Annotated in this window: 12 protein-coding genes; 7 read left to right on the top strand and 5 right to left on the bottom strand. The window is 67.5% G+C overall.

Annotated features, from left to right (window positions below):
• Positions 1 to 388 precede the first annotated feature (388 nt).
• Together ACILRJ_RS17655 and ACILRJ_RS17650 are read right to left on the bottom strand one after the other, a co-directional pair.
• Positions 389 to 724: a hypothetical protein gene (locus tag ACILRJ_RS17655; RefSeq protein ID WP_395684527.1), complete on the bottom strand. Its 336-nt coding sequence runs from the start codon at positions 722 to 724 to the stop codon at positions 389 to 391.
• Between the two features lie 161 nt (positions 725 to 885).
• Positions 886 to 1,737, bottom strand: a complete 852-nt coding sequence (locus ACILRJ_RS17650; RefSeq protein WP_395684526.1) for a 23S rRNA (adenine(2030)-N(6))-methyltransferase RlmJ — start codon at positions 1,735 to 1,737, stop codon at positions 886 to 888.
• A 26-nt stretch (positions 1,738 to 1,763) separates the two neighbouring features.
• Between ACILRJ_RS17650 and ACILRJ_RS17645 the strand changes: the two genes are divergently transcribed.
• From ACILRJ_RS17645 to ACILRJ_RS17620, 6 genes are all read left to right on the top strand, one after another.
• On the top strand, positions 1,764 to 2,144 hold the full coding sequence (locus tag ACILRJ_RS17645) for a hypothetical protein (protein ID WP_395684525.1): 381 nt from the start codon (positions 1,764 to 1,766) through the stop codon (positions 2,142 to 2,144).
• 93 nt (positions 2,145 to 2,237) lie between these two features.
• The gene (locus ACILRJ_RS17640; RefSeq protein ID WP_395684524.1) at positions 2,238 to 4,007 is read left to right on the top strand and encodes a copper resistance system multicopper oxidase; all 1,770 of its coding nucleotides are present in this window, start codon (positions 2,238 to 2,240) and stop codon (positions 4,005 to 4,007) included.
• Positions 4,004 to 5,026: a copper resistance protein B gene (locus ACILRJ_RS17635; RefSeq protein ID WP_395684523.1), complete on the top strand. Its 1,023-nt coding sequence runs from the start codon at positions 4,004 to 4,006 to the stop codon at positions 5,024 to 5,026. The genes ACILRJ_RS17640 and ACILRJ_RS17635 overlap by 4 nt, the downstream gene beginning before the upstream one ends.
• A gap of 136 nt (positions 5,027 to 5,162) precedes the next feature.
• Entirely contained in the window at positions 5,163 to 6,500 is a 1,338-nt protein-coding gene (locus ACILRJ_RS17630) for a replication-associated recombination protein A (RefSeq protein ID WP_395684530.1), read from the top strand.
• Between the two features lie 101 nt (positions 6,501 to 6,601).
• Positions 6,602 to 7,792 carry an MFS transporter gene (locus tag ACILRJ_RS17625; RefSeq protein ID WP_395684522.1) on the top strand — a complete coding sequence of 397 codons (1,191 nt, stop codon included), beginning with the start codon at positions 6,602 to 6,604 and terminating at the stop codon, positions 7,790 to 7,792.
• A gap of 286 nt (positions 7,793 to 8,078) precedes the next feature.
• Entirely contained in the window at positions 8,079 to 8,933 is an 855-nt protein-coding gene (locus ACILRJ_RS17620) for a PA4780 family RIO1-like protein kinase (protein ID WP_395684521.1), read from the top strand.
• A 35-nt stretch (positions 8,934 to 8,968) separates the two neighbouring features.
• Here ACILRJ_RS17620 and ACILRJ_RS17615 read toward each other — a convergent pair whose 3' ends face one another.
• From ACILRJ_RS17615 to ACILRJ_RS17605, 3 genes are read right to left on the bottom strand one after another with little or no spacing between them, the layout of a single operon-like run.
• A complete protein-coding gene (locus ACILRJ_RS17615) occupies positions 8,969 to 9,379 on the bottom strand; it encodes a DUF3147 family protein (RefSeq protein ID WP_395684520.1) in 411 nt (136 codons plus the stop codon).
• Between the two features lie 21 nt (positions 9,380 to 9,400).
• Positions 9,401 to 10,531, bottom strand: coding sequence for an NAD(P)/FAD-dependent oxidoreductase (locus tag ACILRJ_RS17610; protein WP_395684529.1), 1,131 nt, complete (start codon positions 10,529 to 10,531; stop codon positions 9,401 to 9,403).
• A gap of 53 nt (positions 10,532 to 10,584) precedes the next feature.
• Entirely contained in the window at positions 10,585 to 11,145 is a 561-nt protein-coding gene (locus tag ACILRJ_RS17605) for a YaeQ family protein (RefSeq protein WP_395684519.1), read from the bottom strand.
• A 67-nt stretch (positions 11,146 to 11,212) separates the two neighbouring features.
• Here ACILRJ_RS17605 and ACILRJ_RS17600 point away from each other — a divergent pair, with 67 nt between their 5' ends.
• Positions 11,213 to 12,130 (top strand): pseudouridine synthase, encoded by a 918-nt coding sequence (locus ACILRJ_RS17600; protein ID WP_395684518.1) that lies wholly within the window; start codon positions 11,213 to 11,215, stop codon positions 12,128 to 12,130.
• Positions 12,131 to 12,218 lie beyond the last annotated feature (88 nt).

The following is a 12,218-nucleotide window of genomic DNA, read 5'->3' as shown; positions in this document are numbered from 1 at the left end:
TACAACCATCGCCGCCTGCTCGGCTCCATCGGATACATTCCTCCAGCAGAAGCCGAAGAAAACTATTATCGTCAGCACGAGTCCGCCATCGAGGTGTGACTCAAACCAAACAGCCTCCGGGATTTCCGGGGCGATTCAGTCGCCGAACTGAAGCTCGATGGGAGGAAGTGTCATGCGGTCGGACGCTTGAGGCAAGTGGCCGCTGCCACACGAGAGTTCAGATTGCCGCGCGTTCGCTGCAGCGATTCCACCATGGCTGGAACGCTTTGCGTTCAATGGGAAGCCGGATACGACCAACGGACGTCCCCGAGGGACACGACTGCAATCGCAACGCTTGCCGAAGCACCAATCACTCGGTCACTTGCAAGGGGAGTCCATACACGCACAGTTAAGCACTTGGCCTGCGAACCCTGAGCACGATTGCTATTAGCCAGAACAGGCTGCTTAAAACAGGCGCGAGCTCTACTGAGAAGTAGCCGCCGAGCTGGCGAAAGCCGCTGAATGTGTAGCAGCAGCCTGAGGTGAAGCCCCAAGAGATCGTTGGGAGGGGGACGAGGATGAGAAAGACTTGGGCAAAGAGTAGCGACAATGCTCCAAGGACAAGGAATAGCGCTGGCTTCGGATCGCGAAGCTTGAACAGCCTGACGGCATAGATGATTGCCACAGCTGACATGAGAAACCACATGCCATGCTTTAGGAAATCAATGACGATGAACGGAACCATCATTGCTGTGCCCAACTACATGTAGACCCCGGAACCGGGGTGTTGCGCGGCATGGTGCTTGCCGTGGCCATGTGCGTCAACCCGATTTCCTGCATCACATTGGATGCGGGGCGCAACGGGGTCGAGGGGCAAGCGCATGCGTGGCGGTCCAAGGGTCGCCATCAAGCGGTCTTCAGCCAGTTCACCCGTGCCTCGCCGTTACGCCCTTCGGCGAGTAGTGTCTTCAGAGCGGGGAGCCATTCCTGCAGCGTGCGGTCGAAGTGCCACGGTGGATTGACGATCGCGAGGCCGCAGCCGTTGAGGCGCAGGCCGGAATTGTCCGGATGCAGCAGCAGTTCGGCGACGAGTACATCGGCCTTGCCGGCGCTGCGATGCAGCCAGCGGTGGAACGGCAGGATCGTTTCGCGCAGCTTGATCGGGTACCAGACCGCATAGGTCGCGTTCGGCCAGCGCGTCCACGCATCCGCGAGAGCCTGCTGGATCTGCGTGAACTCGGCGCCTTGCGCCTCGAACGGCGGGTCGATCAGCACGAGGCCACGCTTCTGGGGTGGAGGCAGCAGGGCTTTCATCGCGGCGTAGCCGTCGCGCTGGTGTACCGCGCAGCGCGCGTCGCCGCCGAGTGACCTGCGCAGCGCGGCGGCTTCTTCCTCGTGCAACTCGCACAGGATCGCGCGGTCCTGCTCGCGCAGCAGGCGTTGCGCGATCAGCGGCGAACCCGGATAGCACGCGATATCGTTCCCGCCAGGCGGCTGGAATGCGCGCACCAGGTCGACGTAGCGCTGCAGGGCAATCGGCAGGGCCGGAGCGCGCAGCAATCGCTGCACGCCATCGACGTGCTCCTGCGTCTTCAACGCCTCCTCGCCGCGCAGGTCGTACATCCCGCGCGCGGCGTGCGTGTCGACGTAGCAGAGCGCCGCAGGCTTCGCCTGCAGGGCGTCGAACAGGCCGATCAGCGCGGCGTGCTTGAGCACGTCGGCGAAGTTGCCGGCATGGAAGGCGTGGCGATAGTTCATGGGCGCGCGTACCATTGTCGTTCGTGATGCATCCCTTCGCCAGCCCGTTGTTCCGACTCGCCCCCCTCGCGCGTTTGCGCGCGGTGCGCTTGCTCGCCTGCGTGCTCGCGGCGGCGATTGCGTTCAGCGGATTCGCGGCCGCGGCAATGCCGCTGCACGGAGCCGCCCCGACGCAAGCAGGGGAAAGCGCGTGCGCGCACCATGCGCCGGCGCCGAAGGTCAAGCATGTGCACCGCGCCGACGGCTGTTGCGGCACGGCCTGTGCCTGTGCGTTCGTGCATGCGCTTGGGCCGGCCGCGATGCCTGCCGCCGTCTACGCGCTGGCCGACACGTCGATGCCGGTGCCGTTGCGCGAGGGCGTCGAACGCCAGCGCGCGTCACCCCCGCTGCGACCTCCGATCGCCTGACAACGCGCGTCGTGCCTGCGTTCGCCGGCCGGGTGCCGGCGCGCGCGCCTTGCCCGTGGACGCAGCCGCGTCCCCATCGCATCGGAATTCCACATGACCTTGTTCCCCAGCCGCGCGAGCGGCTCGCTTCTCTTGCCGGCGCGTCGCCGCTTCGTGCAGGGAGTCGCCGGCGGCGCGCTCGCGATCGCCTGCGGCTGGCCGCGCCTGCGCGCGGAAGAACGGACCGGCGTTCTCGCCGGCGACACGTTCGACCTCGAGATCGGCGCGCGCACGGTCGACTTCACCGGTCACGCGCGCAGTGCGGTCGTCGTCAACGGTGGCCTGCCGGGTCCGCTGCTGCGCTGGCGCGAGGGCGACGCCGTCACCCTGCGCGTGCGCAACACGCTGGCCGAACGCAGCTCGATCCACTGGCATGGCATCGTGCTGCCGGCGGACATGGACGGCGTGCCGGGACTGTCCTTCATGGGCATCCCGCCCGGTGGCAGCTACACCTACCGCTTCACGGTGAACCAGGCCGGCACCTACTGGTACCACAGTCATTCGCGCTTCCAGGAGCAGGTAGGCCTGTACGGGCCGATCGTGGTCGCCCCGCGCGCCGGAGAACGCTTTCCGGCCGATCGCGAGCACGTCGTATTGCTGTCGGACTGGACCGACACCGATCCCGAGCACATCTACGCGACGCTGAAGAAGCACAGCGACTACTACAATTTCGCCAAGCCGACCGCAGGCGACTTCCTGCGCGATGCGCGCGCAAGCGGGGTCGGCGCGGCCATCGATGCGCGCAGCATGTGGAACCGCATGCGCATGAATCCGAGTGATCTTGCCGACGTTTCGGGTCACGTCTACACCTATCTGATGAACGGAACGACGCCCGCAGCGAACTGGAGCGGCCTGTTCGAGCGCGGCGAGAAGGTTCGCCTGCGTTTCATCAACGGTGCGTCGATGACGTTCTTCGACGTGCGCATCCCGGGCCTGAAGTTGCGCATCGTCGCGCACGATGGCCAGGACATCGAGCCGGTCACCGTCGACGAATTCCGTCTCGCGCCAGCGGAGACCTGTGACGCGATCGTCGAGCCCGCGGAGGATCGCGCCTACACCGTGTTCGCGCAGGCGATGGACCGCTCCGGCTACGCGCGCGGGACGCTGGCACCGCGCGCAGGCATGCAGGCCGAAGTGCCTGCGCCCGATGCGCGCGTGCTGCTGTCGATGGGCGACATGATGGGTTCGATGGACCACGGTGCGCATGCGATGCCCGGCATGAAGGGCATGGAGGGCGGCTGCGGCGCCAACATGGCCGGCGGAATGGATCATTCCGCGATGCCCGGCATGGATCATGCCGCAGGCAATGGCGTGAATCACGCGCCGTTCGAGTTCGGTCCGTTCGTCGACATGCTGGTCGACACGCCGCGCACGAACCTCGACGATCCCGGCGTCGGCCTGCGTGACAACGGTCGGCGCGTGCTCACCTACGCCGACCTGCATTCAGTGACGGCGCCGATCTCGCCCGAGGTGGAGCGCGAGATCGAACTGCACCTGACCGGCCACATGGAACGCTACGTGTGGAGCTTCAACGGCCAGAAGTTCTCCGATGCGGAACCGCTGCGCCTCGCCCACGGCGAGCATGTGCGCATCCGCCTGCTCAACGACACGATGATGGCGCACCCGATCCACCTGCACGGCATGTGGAGCGAACTGGAAACGCCGCAAGGCGAGTTCCTCGCACGCAAGCACACGGTGGTCGTGCAGCCGGCGCAGCAGGTCAGCTATCGCGTCAGCGCCGATGCGCACGGTCGCTGGGCCTACCATTGCCATCTGCTGTATCACATGGAAGCGGGCATGTTCCGCGAAGTGGTGGTCGCATGAGCACGCGTCGAACCGCGCCTGCACTGGCGACGGTACTGTGGCTTGCCGCGACTGCCGCGTCGGCGCAGGACGCGCACGAACATGCGCACGCGCACGCCGGCATGCATGCCGATCACTCGGGGCACAGGCCGCCGGCCGGAGCCGAAGAGACGTGCGACGACACGCACCGCGGCGCTTCGACTTCGCGGCCGGATGGCCGCTGCGCTCGGCGCGAACTGGGTGGTGAAGCGGCCGGGCATCTCGAAACCGCTCACCCCGAGCGCAGGCCGCAGGCCGGAGTCGAAGGGCCGCGCACGGACGCACTCCCGTCATCGGGTCACGTCGCGCCACCGCCGCCAGCCGCCGCCATGCATGCGATGACCGCCGCGGAAATGATCGACGTCATGGGCATGGACGACCGCGCAAGCTGGAGCCTCGTCGCATTCGATCGTTTCGAGCGGGTCGAACGCGGCGCCCTCGCATGGAGCGCGCGTGCCAGCTACGGCGGTGACGTCGACCGCTTCGCGGTGCGCACCGAGGGCGAGCGCGTCGACGGTCGCGCCGAACACGCCGACGTGGAATTGTTGTGGAGTCGCGCGCTCGCGCCATTCTGGGACAGCCAGATCGGCCTGCGCCGTGATTTCGGCGAAGGGCCCGAGCGCAGCTGGGCCGCGTTCGGCGTGCAGGGTCTTGCGCCGTACTGGTTCGAGGTCGGCGCGACCGCCTATGTCGGCGAACAGGGCCGGACCGCGTTGCGCGCCGAGATCGACTACGAGTGGCTGTTGACGCAGCGCCTCGTGCTGCAGCCGCGCCTGGAGATCAATGCGTACGGCAAGCGCGATCCCGCCGCACACCTCGGCGCCGGCTTGTCCGACGCCGAGTTCGGCCTGCGCCTGCGCTACGAGATCCGGCGCGAGTTCGCGCCCTACATCGGCGTCGAGCGCCGCCAGCGCTTCGGCGCGACCGCGGACTATGCGCGTGCGGGTGGCGAGTCGAGCGGTGACACGCAATGTGTGATCGGTGTGCGGTTCTGGTTCTGAACCACGCGCAGATGTCGCAGTCTGGCGGCACGCGCGCTGCGCGTACCGCCCTACGATGCTGTCAAGCCCTCCCCTTGAAGGGGGAGGATTCAAAGCGTCCCGCATGGACACCATGCCGGGCCTTATCATGGGCGCCATGCCGCGCAAATCCGCTACGCCTCCCCGCAGCCTGTTCGCCGAACCCGAAGGGCTGAAGCCGCTGGCCGAGCGCATGCGGCCGCGCACCCTCGACGAGGTCGTCGGCCAGCCGCGCCTGCTTGCAGCGAATACGCCGCTGCGGCGCGCGATCGAGTCCGGCCACGTCCATTCGATGATCCTGTGGGGGCCACCCGGTTGCGGCAAGACCACGCTCGCGTTGCTGCTCGCGCGCTACGCCGAGGCGGAATTCCAGGCGATCTCGGCGGTCATGTCGGGCTTGCCGGACGTGCGCAAGGCGCTCGCCGAGGCCGAGGTTCGTTGGGGGCAGGGGACCCGCACCGTGCTGTTCGTCGACGAGGTGCATCGCTTCAACAAGCTGCAGCAGGACGCGTTCCTGCCGTACATCGAGCGCGGCGTGATCGTGTTCGTCGGCGCGACCACCGAGAACCCGTCGTTCGAACTGAATTCCGCGCTGCTCTCGCGCTGTCGCGTGCACGTGCTCGACGCGGTCGCCGCCGATGCGATCGAGCAGGCCTTGCGGCGTGCGCTGGAGGACGACGAGCGCGGCCTCGGCAAACAGAAGCTGAGCGTCGGCGCGGATGCGCTGGCGACGATGGCGCAAGCCGCCGACGGCGACGTGCGGCGCGCGCTGACGTTCCTCGAAATCGCGGCGGAACTCGCGCGTGACGGCCATATCGACGACGCGACGCTGGGGCAGGTACTTGCCGACCGCACGCGTCGCTTCGACAAGGGCGGCGAACAGTTCTACGACCAGATCTCCGCGTTGCACAAATCGGTGCGCTCGTCCGATCCGGATGCCGCGCTGTACTGGCTCGCGCGCATGCTCGACGGCGGTGTCGATCGCGCCTACCTCGCGCGGCGCATGACGCGCATGGCGGTCGAGGACATCGGCCTCGCCGATCCGCGCGCGTGGCGCATGGCACTCGATGCGTGGGAGACCTACGACCGCCTCGGCAGTCCCGAGGGCGAACTCGGCCTGGCCGAGCTGGCGCTGTATCTCGCGGTCGCGCCGAAGAGCAACGCGGCGTACGCCGCATTCAACGAGGTGCGCGGCGTCGTGCGCAAGTCGGGCACGCTCGAAGTCCCGATGCACCTGCGCAATGCGCCGACGAAGCTCATGCAGGGACTCGGCTACGGCGCCGGCTACCAGTACGACCACGAGGCCGAAGGCGGCGTCGCGCTCGACCAGCAGTGCCTGCCGGATGCGATCGCCGGTGCGACGTTCTACACGCCGACCGAGCGTGGCCTCGAGGGCAAGTTCCGCGACAAGCTCGAAGCACTGCGGGCGGCGCGTCGCGCTGCGCACAAGACGTAGATGCGTGTTCCGAAAAGCTGCGATGCTCATGGGGCGGTACGCGCCGGCATGTGTCGCCACCGCCTCAAACCAGTCCTCAGCCCTGAGCATCAAGCCCTCCAATGCAAATGATTCGCGGCATCCGTTCCCTTCCGCGCACCGTCTGGCTGGTCAGCCTCATCAGCCTCGTCAACGATGCCGCGAGCGACATGATCTATCCGCTCGTGCCGCTGTACCTGGCGTCGGTGCTGATGGCGGGACCCAAGGCGCTCGGCCTCATCGAAGGCATCGCCGAAGCGGTGTCGAGCCTGCTCAAGCTGTTCGCCGGCGTGCTCGCCGATCGCAGCGGCAAGGTGCGCGCGTGGGTGATCGCCGGCTACGGCATCGCCGGTTTCGCGCGACCGTTGATCGGGCTCGCGACGAGCTGGTTCGGCGTGCTTGCCTGCCGCTTCGCCGACCGCGTCGGCAAGGGCCTGCGTTCGGCGCCGCGCGATGCGTTGATCAACCTCAGCATCGAGCCGAACCAGCGTGGTCTCGCCTTCGGCTTCCACCGCGCGATGGACAACCTCGGCGCGGTGATCGGGCCCCTGCTCGCGGCGTTGCTGCTCGCGCTCGGCGTCGGGCTGCGCAACGTGTTCCTGCTCGCGGCGATCCCGGCCGTGCTCGTGCTCGCACTCGCGTTCGCGGTGCCCGAACCGGAGCATCCGGCGTCGATGGCGAAGCAGCCGTTCCGCTGGACCCTGGCCGGGATGCCCGCGCCGTTCCGGCGTTACCTGTGCGTGCTCGGGCTGTTCACGCTCGGCAATTCGTCCAACATGTTCCTGTTGCTGCGCGCGAACGAACTCGGCGCGAGCGCGATGCGCGTGACACTGATGTGGGCGTTGTTCTCGTTCGTCGCCGCCCTGTTGTCGACGCCGCTGTCGGCCTTGTCGGACCGCTTCGGTCGCGCGCGCATGCTCACGCTCGCCTGGACGGCGTATGCCGCCGCCTACCTGCTGATCGGCCTGCTGCCGGCGGCGGACTGGGCCTTGTGGCTCGCGTTCGGCGCTTACGGCGTGGTGACCGCATCGCTCGAAGGAACCGAGAAGGCGCTGGTCGCCGACTTCGTCCCGCGCGAACGCAGCGGCACCGCGTTCGGCTGGTATAACCTCGTGTCCGGCATCCTGCTGCTGCCCGCGTCGCTCGTGTTCGGCTGGATCTGGCAGGGGGTCTCGCCGTTCGCCGCGTTCGCATTCGGCGCGGCGTGCGCGCTGGCCGCGGCTCTGCTGCTGCGGTTCTGGGTCAGTGCGGAAGCCACGGACTCGGCCCGCTAGCCCACCAGCCGACCCCTGTCGTCGATTCCGCGCTCGCGCGTTGATGCTGCGGGGCCGGTGGGGAGGCGGCCATTCCAGACGTGCAAGGGGGAGTGCCATGTTTCCCGTGGGTGTTCGTGCTCGCGGCAGGGTTATTCTCCGCGCAGGCCGCCTGAGCCGCGGCGCCCGTCGCAAACGGCCATTTCCCCCGTCGAACGCGCGGTTTCAGCGGGCGCAGTCGCGACGCGGTAGAATGACCGGTTGCGCGACCGGTGATCCTCCCGGTCGCGTCCATTCCCGGATTCCCATGAAGACACCACCAGGCCTGCAGGCGCTCATCGACGATGGCGTCATCGATGAAGTGATCCGCCCGCTCAAGAGCGGCAAGGAAGCGGCCGTGTACGTGGTACGCGCGGGCGGCGACATCCGCTGCGCCAAGGTCTACAAGGACATGCGCCAGCGCAGTTTCCAGGCGCGCGCGCAGTACCAGGAAGGACGCAAGGTGCGCGGCAGCCGCGAAGCGCGCGCGATCGCCAAGAGCACGCGCTACGGGCGCAGGGAACAGGAAGACGCCTGGAAGAACACCGAGGTCGATGCGCTCTATCGCCTTGCCGATGCCGGCGTGCGCGTGCCGAAGCCGTTCGGTTTCTTCAATGGCGTGCTGGTGATGGAACTGGTCACGGATGCGGAAGGCCACTCGGCACCGCGCCTCGGCGAGGTGGAGCTCTCGCCGGAGACTGCGCGCGCGTACCACGCGTTCATGATGAACCAGATCGCGCGCATGCTGTGCGCGGGCCTGATCCACGGCGACCTCTCCGAATACAACGTGCTGGTCTCGCCGCAAGGCCCGGTCATCATCGACCTGCCGCAGGCGGTCGACGCGGCCGGCAACAACGCTGCGCTCGCGATGCTCGAACGCGACGTCGACAACATCGGCGCTTGCCTCGGGCGCTTCGCGCCGGAATTGACGGCGACACGCCACGCGCGCGAGATGTGGGCCTTGTTCGAGGCCGGCGAGTTGCGACCGGACAGCGTGCTGACTGGCGTGTTCGCGATCGACGAGACCCCCGCCGACGTGGATGCGGTGATGGATGCGATCCACGATGCGCGTGCCGAAGCGCTCATCCGCCAGCAGGGACGTGAAGCCGCCGAGGCTGCCTGACGCGCGCGCCAAGCAACTTGCTGACGAGCAGCAGGTTAGAGCCGCACGCCGAAGCGCGCGGCGAGCAGCACGGTGAGGAAGTACAAGCCGATCGTCAGCACGCAGGCAGCGCCGAGCGCCCACCAGAAGCCGATGCCGTGACGCAGCAGGTACGGAAACGCCAGGAACATCGGCAACGACGGCAACACGTACCAGAACGTCGCTTCGGCATGGTCGGCGATGCGCGCGACGTTGCCGGTGTCGTGCCATAGCCACAGGATGGCGAGCAGGGATACCAGCGGCAACGACACCACCAGTGCGCCAATAGAAGGGCTGCGCCGGGCGATTTCCGACACCACCATGATGATGACGCCGGACAACAGCGCCTTGAACACGAGATAGGCCATGGCGCGACTATACGCGTGCGACAACGCGCTTTGGCGCGCCGTTTCCGTTTCATGCGGCACGATGGTGCGCCAAGGCGCACCCTACAGCGCGTTGCCGCAGGCGTGTCCGGACGCCCACGCCCACTGGAAGTTGTAGCCGCCGAGCCAGCCGGTGACGTCGACCACCTCGCCGATGAAGTACAGGCCGGGCACGCGTTTGGATTGCATCGTCGAAGACGACAGTTCGTCGGTATCGACGCCGCCGAGCGTGACTTCGGCCGTGCGATAGCCCTCGGTACCGCTCGCGACGAGCGGCCAGTCGGCGAGCAGCGCCGCCATCTCGCGCAGCTCCGCGTCGCGATACTGGCGCATCGGCTTGCTGCTGAACCAGTGCTCGCACAGGCGTTGCGCGAAACGCTTCGGGATCCGTTCCGCCAGCACGTTGCGCAACTCGGTCGCGGCGCGTTCGGTGCGCTGCGTTTGCAGCCATGCGTACGCGTCGTCGCCTGGCAACAGGTCCAGGCGCAGGTCGTCGCCCGGATTCCAGTAGGAAGAGATCTGCAGGATCGCCGGCCCGCTGATGCCGCGGTGTGTGACCAGCATGAAGTTGCAGAACGCACTGCCGTTGCAGCGCGCCTCCACGGGCAGCGCGACGCCGGCCAGGTCGGCGAGGCGTTCCTGATGCTTTCCGCTCAGCGTCAGCGGCACGAGGCCGGCGCGCGTCGGCAGCACGGAGTGGCCGAACTGGCGCGCGAGCTCGTAGCCGAACCCGCTCGCGCCCATGCTCGGGATCGACAACCCCCCGCAGGCGACGACCAGCGCGGACGCCGTGAAGGAACCGCGCGCGGTATCGAGGTGAAAGGCCGCGTCGCCATGCCGCACCCGCTCGATAGCGCACGAAGTCTCGATGCGCACGCCTGCGTCGGCACATTCATCCAGCAGCATGCGCACGATCTGTTTCGACGAGTCGTCGCAGAACAGCTGGCCGAGTTCCTTCTCGTGATACGCGATGCGATGGCGCTCGACCATCGCGATGAAATCCGCCGGGGTGTAGCGCGCGAGCGCGGATTTGCAGAAGTGCGGATTCGCCGAGAGGTAGTTCGCCGGCGTCGCGCCGGTGTTGGTGAAGTTGCAGCGGCCGCCGCCCGACATCAGGATCTTCTTGCCGACGCGGTTCGCGTGTTCGACGACCAGCACGCGCCTGCCGCGCCGGCCCGCGGCGATCGCGCACATGAGGCCGGCCGCGCCGCCGCCGATGACCAGGGCGTCGAACGATTCCGCCACGGTCAGTAGGCCGGCTGCCTGTCGCCCATGCGCAGCACGGGATCGATGCCGATCATCTCGCTGTCGGCGCTGCCGAACAGCTGCACGTGGCCGTCCTGGATGTTGCACTGCAGGCGCATGCTGCGCCCGGCGATCGCGGTGAGCGCCGCCGTTGCCGACGACACGTCGATCACGACCAGGTTCTTCGAGCGCGCCAGCGCGGTCGCGTTCTTTTCCCACCATACATCCGACGCGCGTCCGCCGTAGTTGACGACGATGACCTCGCGCGCACGTCCGCACGCCTTGCGAACGCGCTGTTCGTCGGGCTGGCCGAGGTCGATCCATTGCTCGATCTCGCCGCTGCGATCCTTGCGCCAGAGGTCGGGTTCGTCCTCGCTGCTGAGGCCCTTGCCGAACTCGAGGCGCTCGTCGGCGTACAGTGCGAATGCGAGCAGGCGCACCATCAGGCGTTCCTCCGTCTCGGACGGGTGCCGCGCCAGGGTCAGTGCGTGGGTCGCGTAATAGTGCCGATCCATGTCGCTGACCTGCAGCTCGGCCTTGTAGATGGTCGCGTTGAGCGCCATGCGGTTACCTCGGAAGGGAAGCCGCGCATTGTAGGCGCAGTGACGTCATTCGATCACAATGCGGGCGATGCCAGCCCCTGCCTCGATGATCCGCCTGCCGCCACGCAACGGCGTACAGCCGAGCTGCCTGCAATTGCCGCCGGGGCCATGGGCGACGGTGCTCGACGGCCTGTGTGCGCACTTTGCGGAGGTCGACCGCGAGACGTGGTCTGACCGCATCGCACGCGGCCTGGTCACCGACGTGCAGGCGAAGCCGATCGACGAGCGCACGCCGTATCGGGTCGGGATGGAAATCCAGTACTACCGTGAAGTCGCGACCGAGCAGCCCATACCGTTCGTCGAACGCATCGTGCATGCCGACGCCGATCTCGTGGTCGCCGACAAACCGCATTTCCTGCCGGTGACGCCGGGCGGCGGCCATGTCGCCGAAACGCTGCTCGCGCGCCTCACGCGTCGCCTCGACAATCCCCATCTCGTTCCCTTGCACCGGCTCGACCGCATGACCGCGGGGCTGGTGCTGTTTTCCGCCAATCCGCGCACGCGCGCGCACTACCAGGCGCTGTTTCCCGAGCGCACCGTCGCCAAGCACTACGAGGCGCTGGCGCCGGCGTTGCCGTCGCTTCCGTTCCCGCTGGTGCGTTCGACGCATATGGCACGAGGTGAGCCCTTCTTCCTCATGCGCGAGGTGGCCGGCGCGCCGAACTCGGAATCGCACATCGACGTGCTGGACCGATCGGACGGCGGCATCTGGCGCTACGCGCTCGTTCCGGTCACCGGCCGGACGCACCAGCTGCGCGTGCACATGGCCGGCCTCGGCGCGCCGATCGTCAACGACGACTTCTATCCGCAGCCGTTGTCGTCGGACCGCGCCGGACGGCCGCCCGACGATTACGGCAAGCCGCTCAAGCTGCTGGCCAAGCGCCTCGCGTTCGTCGATCCGCTCAGCGGCGAGCCGCGCGAATTCGAAACATGCCTGCACCTGTAGGGGCGGGGCTTTCTCGGAAGCAACTGTCTTTCGTGTGGGAGCGGCGGAAGCCGCGATGCTCTTCCTTTCACTCGGCGAAGCATCGCGG

This window comes from Dokdonella sp., assembly GCF_044227025.1.
Lineage (GTDB): Bacteria > Pseudomonadota > Gammaproteobacteria > Xanthomonadales > Rhodanobacteraceae > Dokdonella_A.
Note: the sequence above shows the minus strand (reverse complement) of the source record. Positions and strands in the feature narration are given on the sequence as shown.